The organism is Vibrio paucivorans, assembly GCF_054053395.1.
Genome location: NZ_CM133230.1, coordinates 1,534,212 through 1,544,756 on the forward strand (window position 1 = coordinate 1,534,212; position 10,545 = coordinate 1,544,756).

General features: G+C 42.8%; 10 protein-coding genes. 5 read left to right on the forward strand and 5 right to left on the reverse strand.

Annotated features, from left to right (window positions below; translation table 11 throughout):
• Positions 1-27 precede the first annotated feature (27 nt).
• From ACXABW_RS07185 to ACXABW_RS07195, 3 genes are all read left to right on the forward strand, one after another.
• On the forward strand, positions 28-501 hold the full coding sequence (locus tag ACXABW_RS07185; RefSeq protein WP_252030693.1) for a GNAT family N-acetyltransferase: 474 nt from the start codon (positions 28-30) through the stop codon (positions 499-501).
• Positions 502-523: 22 nt separating this feature from the next.
• Positions 524-1,945, forward strand: coding sequence for a bifunctional NUDIX hydrolase/phosphatase PAP2 family protein (locus ACXABW_RS07190; protein WP_457524812.1), 1,422 nt, complete (start codon positions 524-526; stop codon positions 1,943-1,945).
• A 246-nt stretch (positions 1,946-2,191) separates the two neighbouring features.
• Positions 2,192-3,361, forward strand: a complete 1,170-nt coding sequence (locus tag ACXABW_RS07195; protein WP_457524813.1) for a M35 family metallo-endopeptidase — start codon at positions 2,192-2,194, stop codon at positions 3,359-3,361.
• Between the two features lie 48 nt (positions 3,362-3,409).
• Here ACXABW_RS07195 and ACXABW_RS07200 read toward each other — a convergent pair whose 3' ends face one another.
• A complete protein-coding gene (locus ACXABW_RS07200) occupies positions 3,410-4,222 on the reverse strand; it encodes a Cof-type HAD-IIB family hydrolase (protein ID WP_457524815.1) in 813 nt (270 codons plus the stop codon).
• 183 nt (positions 4,223-4,405) lie between these two features.
• Between ACXABW_RS07200 and queE the strand changes: the two genes are divergently transcribed.
• A complete protein-coding gene (gene queE / locus ACXABW_RS07205; RefSeq protein WP_457524816.1) occupies positions 4,406-5,056 on the forward strand; it encodes a 7-carboxy-7-deazaguanine synthase QueE in 651 nt (216 codons plus the stop codon).
• A 10-nt stretch (positions 5,057-5,066) separates the two neighbouring features.
• The gene (queC, locus tag ACXABW_RS07210; RefSeq protein ID WP_457524818.1) at positions 5,067-5,756 is read left to right on the forward strand and encodes a 7-cyano-7-deazaguanine synthase QueC; all 690 of its coding nucleotides are present in this window, start codon (positions 5,067-5,069) and stop codon (positions 5,754-5,756) included.
• On the opposite strand, the gene ACXABW_RS07215 is transcribed toward queC, so the two are convergent.
• The 4 genes from ACXABW_RS07215 to ACXABW_RS07230 form a co-directional block, all read right to left on the reverse strand.
• Positions 5,737-7,695 (reverse strand): diguanylate cyclase, encoded by a 1,959-nt coding sequence (locus tag ACXABW_RS07215; RefSeq protein WP_457524820.1) that lies wholly within the window; start codon positions 7,693-7,695, stop codon positions 5,737-5,739. The genes queC and ACXABW_RS07215 overlap by 20 nt on opposite strands.
• Positions 7,696-7,901: 206 nt before the next feature.
• Complete coding sequence (locus tag ACXABW_RS07220; RefSeq protein WP_252030701.1) at positions 7,902-8,255, reverse strand: DUF2750 domain-containing protein; 354 nt, start codon at positions 8,253-8,255, stop codon at positions 7,902-7,904.
• A gap of 111 nt (positions 8,256-8,366) precedes the next feature.
• Positions 8,367-8,990 (reverse strand): OmpA family protein, encoded by a 624-nt coding sequence (locus tag ACXABW_RS07225; RefSeq protein ID WP_457524822.1) that lies wholly within the window; start codon positions 8,988-8,990, stop codon positions 8,367-8,369.
• 1 nt (position 8,991) lies between these two features.
• Positions 8,992-10,296, reverse strand: a complete 1,305-nt coding sequence (locus ACXABW_RS07230) for a TolC family outer membrane protein (protein ID WP_252030703.1) — start codon at positions 10,294-10,296, stop codon at positions 8,992-8,994.
• Positions 10,297-10,545: the final 249 nt, after the last annotated feature.

Below are 10,545 nucleotides of genomic sequence, written 5' to 3' on the forward strand. Positions count from 1 at the left end.
ATAGTTTATTCGTGAAGCGAATATATCATGTCGACGATAGCGATTACTGCAGCTCAAGCTAAAGATCTCGAGACTCTCAACGAGCTGATGTTCGATCTGCATAATGAACACCATCTAGCTTGCCCTGAACATTTCAAAACGGCGGAAGAGATCGAGCAAGAAAAGAGTATTGCTCGCTACTTGGATGATCCGGAGTGTTTGGTATTAATCGCGAAAGTCGACAATAGAGTGATTGGTTTCATTACTGGGCATTTTTGTGAGCTTGTTTCCACAGTCAGCAAACCAATCCCAATGGGGAGTATTGATGAGCTTTATGTTGCTCCCAAATACCGTCAACATAAAGTGGCACACAGGCTGTGCCGACAGTTAGAACAGCGATTTAAGGAATACGGTGTTCAGCAAGTATTTGTTGAAGTTTGGAACTTCAATCAAGTAGCGATCGATTTTTATAAACACAGTGGTTTTGAACATCATATTCATTGGCTAAGAAAAGCACTGTAATTATTTGTTTTAAGGTTTTCACGTGATATCACGACTATTCGTACTGGCAGTTGGATGTATTTCATTACTTTTTTCTACTCTATCCACTGCAAATGAAACTGCTTTACCTGAAGGAATTAAGGGCTCTCTTTGTATTGTGAGAGCGGATGACCGACTAGTGTTGGTCAACGAAATTCTAACCAAACAGATCTCCCTTCCAGGAGGTACCATTTCTTCTGGTGAAGATCCAAAACTGACGGCACAACGAGAAACTTGGGAAGAAACCGGTTTGGTCGTAACGGTCGGTGATGTTCTTGGCTACAGTGAAACCGCAGTCATGTATGACTGTGTATCCGACTCCGATGTTATCGCGTACGATTTCAATAATGCATTAGACGCGCACGAATTACCTATTTGGTTTGCACCTCACTATGGTGTTGAAGTCTCAGGAGCGATGTTACTGGACCCTAGTAAGCTAAAGGATTCTGATTACCGTTACCCTGAGCAGTGGCCTGCAATCAAAGAAATGTACAGCCGTGCGTCAAATCAATCGGTAACCTACGTTCCACACCTTATCGATGCTGCCCCTCAACTTAACCAAACGGAGTTGAATTGGATAACCGGACTGCAACAGTGGGTTTCTGGGGCTCCAGCACCTATCAAATCTACATTGCTGGGGCTTAATCTCGCGTTAAATCAATTAACGCAACCGCTGATGCTTATCTTTTTATTCCCTATATTGTTTTGGCGTTTTGGCAAGGAGTTCACTTACAAAGTCTTTTTTGCCCTAACGGTCACTTCTATTTTGAGCCTAGTGGCTCAGCAAGGGTTTGCTCTGCCAAGGCCTCATGTCTATATCCCTGCATTGGAGCTCGCGCCAAGTTATGGCTATAGTTTTCCAAGCTTGCCAATTGCTGTTTGGTTTACGGTTGGAACAATTGTTTTGTTAGCGCTGGAAAAGCTTTCGATTAATCGCTACTCGATGAGTTTTCTAGGGTTTATGTTTTTGGTGGGGTTAACCAAGTTCTACAGTGGTTCAGCGTTTATATTGGACATGATTGTTGGAGCGCTACTAGGAGCATTAGTCGCTTGGCATATCATTAGGCTTGAGTCTAAGCCCGATCTCAATGTATCTGAACTATTGAGCTCTAAAGGTGTGTGGATCGCTTTATCTGCAGGTATGGTAGTGTTAACGGTGATTTGGCCAATTCCGACTTTTACTGCATGGCTGGCTGTTGTTATTACGGCGTCGGGTCTGGTGATGACATTTAAGCCGAACGAAACTCAACCTGCTGTACGCGATATAGTCTCGATTGTTGTAGGTCTTTTGTTTATATACCTATTGATTAGCTATATCGGCAGCTTCGTCTCTTACAGTGGCATCATGTCGCTAGTAATCGAATCGGTTCGTTACCCAATATTGATGCTGGCATTTGTGTTGCTAAGTAGAAAGTTCGTCCGCTAACCAACCTTCATTCATTACCAAAATTAAACGCCTCGATTATTGAGGCGTTTTTTCTATTAGTTGAGCAATCTATTAGCACCAGTTGTCAGAACTTAAATCGGTCACGCACTTAGCACGATTGAACTAAAAATGAGTTTGATGTTTCTTGTTATTCAAATGTTAAATGTAATAATAGATCCCTGATTACATTACAAATATGTGCGGTTACACGCTTTCGGCACTGTGAATGATAAGGAAGACAGTCAAATGGCCAAAACGGACTTAGAACGATTCAATCAAGGAATAGGGGCCTTACTTACTTTAGGCGCTAAAAATCCAGCGATCTACAAAGCTTATTTCGGTGTTCTCGAATGGATGCAGGCACAGCAAGATGTTCCGAGAGCGAAGGAGACTATTGGCGCAAAGTTAGCGTTAGGTGGATATGCCCTTCATACTGAGAATGCTAAAGCACACCGGAATGCAGTGCGAGGCTACATGTTGCTGATGGCCACGCGCTACGCCAACACTGATGATCAGCTGGCGACAATAGCCGAGGGACATAAGTCGTACAGTAATGCTCAAAGCACTCAAACAGTGGTCAATAAAATTGTAGAAAAGTCGACAGGTATTATTGTTGCTCAAGGTGGTATCGTCGTAATGCCTGAGGTCTATGATGTTGGGCAAGAGAAAGGACTAGCAGGCGAAGCGTTAACTCGGAATATACGTAAGTCCAGAGATGAAGCGAAGCGCATTATCCAAGCTGGCTTATCTAATGTTTCGCTCAAGGATCCAAATGAACATATGAAGCGATGGTTCGGAGCTTTGAGCAATCAGCAAAAAGCGCAGTTAAAGCAAAACTTAACCAATATGCTGGATGGGCTGAACTCCAAATCTATTCAGTTTAAAGTAGCAGTTAAGAAAAAAACGTATGGGACAGCATCACCCCAAAGTTTTGAAAGTTTGATGCAGCAGCAGTACATCAGAATCAATCTCGGACATTACTTCTTCACCAGTTCGGGCGACCATTCAAACCAAACAGTGCATGACCAAGCTTTTTACGACAGAGTGCTAGGTACACATATGGCTTTAAAAGACGAGCGTGCTGAAGTCCAAAGTCAGTTCTTTAAAGATATTAAGGGGAAGTCTTCAGCGGAGGTTGATGTGTTACAGCAAGAATTCGATAGAGCATCGAAAGAGATCAGAAGAAAAATCAAACAGAATGCTGCGCAACTTCCAACAGAAAATGATTCAATTATTTCGTATGCTGGCGTGGTCGTACACGAGGCCACTCACAATATGATAGAAACGGAAGACGTGACGGTCAGTGGACACATGATGTACGGACCTAACTCTTGTTTTTGGCTAGCAGCTCGTCACCCAGATAAGGCACTGAACAACGCGGACAATTATCGCTTGTACTGTGAATGCTTTCTTTGATTGGAAGCGGTAAAGGGGTAGGGAAACTACCCCTAATTATTTCAAGTATTACTGTTCAGAGAGTATGAACTTCTCAATCACCTTCGCTACGCCGTCTTCATCATTAGTTGAGGTGATGTAATTGGCTAGTTGTTTGGTTTCTTCCATTGCATTTTCCATGGCGACACCAAGACCTGCAAACTCAATCATGTGGTTATCATTTTCAGCGTCGCCAACGCAAATGACTTCGTGGGCTTTTATGCCTAAGTGATTGGCGATTGCTTCGACGGCAATGCCTTTATTGGCATTTAGACTCAGAAACTCTAGAAAAAATGGGGCGCTTTGAACCACAGTAAATCGAGACTTAATCTCTTGAGGTATCTTAGTTACCGCTTGGGTTAGCTTACTTGGTTCACCGACGATCATCGATTTTATAATAGGATGATTGTCTTCGAGCGATTCAAAGTCTAATTCGGTTAGCTCAAGCTGATTAAATGAAACCTCGAGGTGAGTGTATTCATTGTTGCGAGGGCTAATTAGCCCATGTTCAGTGCTAAAGGCATGAGTAAACAATCCAAATTGTTGCGCGAGACGAGCAACTTCCTTGGCGGCTTTCCCATCAATAATCTCATTGTGAATTACTTGTTGTGTACCTAAGTCTTTCACTAAAGCCCCATTGCAATAAACGACAAACTCATCGCTGCCCGCAATATCGAGTTGATCGAGCTTACTTTGCATTCCCTTAAGCGGCCTACCAGAAGCGAGCACCACCTTTACACCGGCTTCTCTCGCAGCGGCAATCGCTGCTTGGGTACGTGGAGAAATTTGCTTTTCACTGTTGAGAAGCGTGCCATCCATATCTAATGCAATGAGTTTGTACATGACTTACCTAAACAATTGTTGAAGAGAAATTAGCTTATTGAAATTTATCGGCTAATGCTAGTTGTTAGGTAGCTTTAGACACTTTTGGAGAGGGTTTTGATTTGACCTTGAGCGACTTGTCATTTAAGGTCTCGTTCCTAATTTAAAAGCTCAGGTTTTACAAAGTTGTACAAGATTAATGAAATGTTCGAAACCATTCAGGGGGAAGGTGTTTTTACCGGAGTTCCTTCTGTGTTTGTTCGCCTACAAGAATGCCCTGTGGGATGTGCTTGGTGCGATACTAAGCAGACATGGGAAGCAGAGCCTGAACAAGAGCGACCATTAAATGAAATCTTGGTAAAAACTGAAGACAGCCCTACGTGGTGTTCGGTTACTGCAGATGAGATCGTAGAACAGTACCGAAAATCAGGTTTTAACGCGAAGCACATCGTGATTACTGGTGGCGAACCCTGTATTTACGACTTGATACCACTTTCTGCTGCCTTTGAAGCTATCGGTTGTCAGTGCCAGATAGAAACGAGCGGTACGTCAGAAGTGCGGACGTCTGATGCAACGTGGGTTACGGTGTCACCAAAGGTGGCCATGAAAGGTAAGCTCCCAGTGCTAGATAGTGCAATGATTCGTGCAAACGAAATTAAGCACCCAGTTGCGACTCAAAAAGACATCGACCATCTAGATGCGCTGTTAGATAAAGCAAACGTGGGTGAAAACACCATTATCGCTTTGCAACCAATCAGCCAAAAATCACGAGCAACGCAATTGTGCATCGACACTTGTATCGAGCGAAACTGGCGTCTCTCCATCCAAACCCACAAATTCTTGAGCATTGCGTAGGTAGATTAAGATGAAAAAAGCGGTTGTAGTATTTAGTGGTGGTCAAGATTCGACTACCTGTCTGGTTAAAGCTCTCAAAGAGTTTGATGAAGTCCATGCGATTACTTTTGATTACGGTCAAAGGCATCGATTAGAAATCGAAGTAGCAGAAAGCCTAGCGAAAGAGCTTGGTGTGGCCGCACATAAAGTCATGGATGTTACTTTACTTAATGAATTGGCGATAAGCTCGTTAACACGAGACGATATTCCTGTGTCTCATGAACTTCAAGACAACGGATTACCGAACTCATTTGTACCGGGAAGAAATATTCTATTTCTCACGTTAGCTGGTATCTATGCTTATCAGATTGGTGCAAACACGGTTATAACAGGTGTGTGTGAGACAGATTTTTCTGGCTATCCTGATTGCCGAGATGAGTTTGTTAAAGCAATGAATAACGCTTTGGTCCAAGGCATGGATAGAGACCTTACCATCGCTACTCCATTAATGTGGTTAAACAAGGCGGAAACATGGGCGATGGCGGATCATTACGGTGCGCTAGACCTAGTGCGTGAAAAAACGCTGACTTGCTATAACGGACTGATCGGTGATGGCTGTGGTGATTGCCCTTCATGTGATCTACGCCGAGCGGGGTTAGAAGATTATCTAAACAACCGTGAAGTGGTGATGGCTGATTACATTAAGAAGTCACAGCCATAGACAATGTAATTGGATCTTTGTAAGCGTCGACAATACAGTTTCGTCCGTTAGCCTTTGCTTGATATAAGGCTTGATCCAATATGGCATAAAGTTCATCGAAGTCGCTGAGCGAGCGAGGGGTTGCAATAAAACTCATGCTTGCTGTGATGCTCAGTGACTGCTCTGTTGATGTTTCAAATACACAATCCGAGATGCTTTTATGTATTTGTTCGACCCGACTTCGAACATCAATATCTTCTACATTGTGTAGGTAAACAATAAACTCCTCACCACCAAGTCTGCCTAGTGCATCTCTGTCTTCTAGTTGGTCGGCAATCGCCTTGGAAATTCTTCTAAGGGCTAAGTCCCCAGTAGGGTGGCCATGCTCATCATTCACTTGTTTGAATTTGTCTAAATCTAGCAGTATCAAAACATTATTTCTGTTGAAGTGTCGTGTAGATGGCTGGCTTTTGATATGACGAATAGCAGCACCCCGGTTAAAAGCGTTGGTTAAGCTGTCGATACGGGCTCGTGCTTTATTTCGTTTTTGCGAAAAGTAAAGTAAAGCGAGGCAGATCAACAGTGAGAAAATCACCAGATTATAAATTAAGCGGTACTGACGAGCTGAGTAAAGTGCATTCTCTTGCTCTAGTGTTTTATTTTTAAGTTGTTCGTACGCTAACTGCTGTTGAAAATTGTTTTTTTCAATTTGTAATGCTTCGAACGATTTTTGATTCTCAGTGTTTCGAATACCGATCTCACTTTCGCTGTATTGGCGAAAAAAGGCTAATGCGCTCTCAAAATCTTTGCTTTGCTCTGCTATCTCTGCCATTAAGCTGAGCGAGCGCGCACGTAGGCGTTCACTGCCTATTTGCATGGCGAATTGCTGTGCCTTCTCTGCATAGTCTTTCGCGGGTGAGAGTTGTTGCAGTTGCAAGTATTGTAGAGCCAATACGATGTAGATATCACCACGTAAATTATCATTGTTCTGAGTTTCGGTGAGCTCAAGAGCTCTAAGCAAGTAAGGCAGTCCTTTGTCGAACTGACCATCTTGCACTAACGCTTTGCCTAAACCGAGATTGACATAGGTTAGGCCATACTTGTGGTCCTGCATTTTAAGAATTGCGAGCGACTGTTCTAAGTAATCGATCGCTTTAGTGATGTCGTCTTCAGCGAGGTAAACATCTGCCAAACTGTGGTAAACCTGAGCCTGTTTGAGTGGCTCTGATTTTTGCTCACGGATATCTAGAGATTGGTAAAGATAGGTTTTGGCTTCATTCGTTCGACCGAGCTCTTTTAACAGCAGGCCAATGTCATTATATAGGCCTGAAGGGTCTACATATTCAGGCATTAGTGACAGTGTTTGCTGATAAGTGTCTAGAGCGGAAGCATACTCACCGAGGAACTCCTGATTATTACCAATAATACGGTAACCTCGATATTTGGGGAACAGGGGAGCTTTTGCATCGTCCAAGCTCCCTCTTAATGCCGAGCAATAGTATTGAGCTTGGTGATATTGACCTTGTCGATTCAGCAACCGGCATAAATGGTATTCAAATAGAGTTTTAGCTTCTAGATCACGGGCTAAGTTTGCTTCATTCCACAGTTCTTCATAGCTTGAACGAGCTTGCACGAAGTTAAGTTGCTCTTCGTCGTTAAGTGCAGATATAAATGTGTGTTCTTGCTCGGCGTAATCACTGTTTCGAATGCTAGCGCTTCCATGAAACGGTTGGCCTCTTAAAGTCATGAAACCATGAATCTTGGAACTCACATAGAGCTTTTCAGCACTTGGTGGTAGTGAAGCATATCTTGACTGCAACATCTGCAGCGCACCAGATTCATCGTTATTTTTTAGCTTATTAGTATAAATCGATTCCCAGTTACCACTCTCTGCAGCTGTGACGGAAAATGATGACAGCAATGTGAATGAGGCGATAGCAATTTTAAAATGCGATAACATACTGAAAGCTCGAAATAAATCTAAGAACACAAGACACTATATCTATAATACTAACAATGAGCTTGGTTCAAATGAACTCACAAGCAAGTTTTGTGAGTTGACTCATAACCGCTGAAACTATGAACAAATTAGTGCTGATTAAATGAGGTAGAAGATAGAGAAACGCCGCTGAAATAGCGGCGTTTAGAAAGGTATGAGCTATGAAATTAGCTTAGGTACATTTTTGCAAGATCTGAAGGCTCTACTTCTTTACCTTCCAACGTCTCGTTCCAGTTCGTACCAACAAGAACACCGTCCTCTGCAAGAGTTAGTAGCCAATCTTCTACAAAAATATCCAGCGGAATTTCTAGCACTTCAAAGTCAGCCCACTCTTCTACATTGTGAGTTACCGCATCTTCTTTCGCTGACCAAAACGGCATTACTTCGCTTTGCTCAAACTCAGTAGAATCAACAGCAAGCCATCCTTCTTCGTTACGAAGACCCCAAACAAGCTTAGTTTCCTTAGTTTCGGCAACAAACAATTCCAAGTTCTTTTGGATGTCTGAAGTTAATTTGCTCATAGCATTATTCTCTGTAAGTTAGACGCTGTAAGAGTAGCATTTTAAACGATGTATCACACTCAATAATCAATAAAAAAGGGCGCAAAGCGCCCTTAAGAAAAGTTAAGACCTTTATTTTTCGATCTTATTGAATATGGTCCATTCTTCTTTGACGGAGCCTTTGTGTCCAACCACTGTTGCAACAACTTTCCGGTTCATCGCATGGCTCACTTCGTCGTCGCCAAGCTCTTCAAGGTTGGTGTCACCAAATCCAAGAATTTGGATTCGAGAATGACTGATGCCATTGTTGATGAGTGCCGACTGAACTTCTTGCGCGCGCTTTTCAGACAGCTTTTGGTTGTACTTATGATTACCAACTTTACTTGCGTAGCCTTGGAGTTCAATTGAAGTCGATGGGTAATCTTTAAGGAATTTTGCCATTGAGCGAATTTGACTCAGAAATGCAGGATTGATATTCGATGAGTCGTTAGCGAACAAGATGTGCAATTGCATTGTCTGCTCAGTTTTCACGTAGGTTGCACAACCGTCGTTATCTATCTCAGCTTTCAGTGGTGTTTCAGGACATAAATCTCGTGCATTGATAACGCCATCACGATCATCATCAATAAGGTCGTCGATTTGCTCTGCGACAGGAGTCTCGAGGTATTCAAACTCATCACTTGAAGTGTCACTCTCCGCAAAGGCTATATTACTGGCTAGCAATAAAGTAGTTAGAGGTAAAATCGCTGTCTTCATTCTAGTACTCCACCTCTTTGTTCCATTCTTCTGGCGTATCGACGCGCAGTGACTCTAACAAACTACCTGTCGCATTCATCACACGATACTTAGCGTATTGTTCAGAATATTTGGCATCTAAATAGCCTTTACGAGCTTCGAACAGTTCATTTTCGGTGTTGAGTAGATCGAGTAGAGTTCGTTTACCTAGTTTGTATTGCTTTTCATATGCAATAACCGTGTCTGATGCCGAGTCTACGTGGTCAGCCAAAAACTCTTTTTGTTGAACGGTTAGGTCCAAAGCGCTCCAAGATAATCTTAGGCCTTCCTCAACTGTACGGTAAGTTCTGTCTCTCAGGTCTTTTGCTTTGTTGAGTTGGTATGCAAAACTTTCCGCACGATCTGAGTCTGAACCGCCGTTATAGAGGTTATATCTCATACGAAGCATCGCTGTGGTTTCATCACTGCCACCTTCGATGCCTCCAGCATCGTCACGCCACGTCTGAGCTGCCTCAATAGAGAAAGTAGGGTAGTTGACCCCTTTTGATTGTTTATATTGGAACTTAGCTGAATCGACATCTGCTTGCGCGATTTTGATTACAGGGTGGTGGCTGAATGCTTGGTTAAGCGCATCATCCACGGTGAATGGAATCATGTTTTGATCAGCTCGTGGGAAGATTAACCCTTGAGGAGACTGGCCAACAATTCTTTTGAACTGGGTGTGAACATCGTAAAGGTTGTTCTGCGCAGCGAGAAGGTTACCGTGTGCTTTAGCGATACGCGCTTCAACTTGAGACATATCCGCGGTTGAACCAATACCCGAATCTACTCGCCTTTTGATGTCTTTGTATATCTCTTTATGTATCGCGAGGTTACTCTCGGAAAGTGCTAAGACTTCATACGCTTTAGTGGCGTCTAGATAAATCTTGGTGACTTCCAGTGCGATATCTTGAGCGTCTGATAGCAATTGAAAGCGAACTGATTCAGCGTCTGCCGACGTACGATCCATATCGTTTAGCGTTGCAGAGCCATCCCAAAGAAGTTGAGTCAGAGTGATAGTTGCTTCTTTACGAGTGAGCTCATTTTCGGTACCGGAAGCGAGGTCGACCGCTTCATAACCAATTCCTGCATCTAAGTCTATACTTGGTAAGTATGCGCCACCTGATGCATCTGCTAAGTAGGATTTACTTACAAACTCATTAAAAGATGCTTTGATTTCAGGGTTTGTTTTTAACGTGTGCGCTACAGCTTGTTCTAGGGTTTGGCTGTGAGCAGGAAAACTCAAAGCTACAAGGCAGCTTAGTGTTTTCAGTCTATTCCAGTTCACTCTGTCTCTCCTTGGACAAATTCTTTAGAGGGTGATACTACGAGATTGCTTGTCTCATTATTGAGATGAAGGTATCGAAATCGTCAATAAAGTAACACAGAAAAATAAAAACACTAATTAGTTTGTACCAGAATTTGTAACGCAATCGTTAACGGGATTCTGTGTTGTTTATTGGGTTCATTTAGAGCAAATTTAATACTTTGGATGAAAATATATCAGAATTTCGTGATCTTGCTTCATGGAATGGTT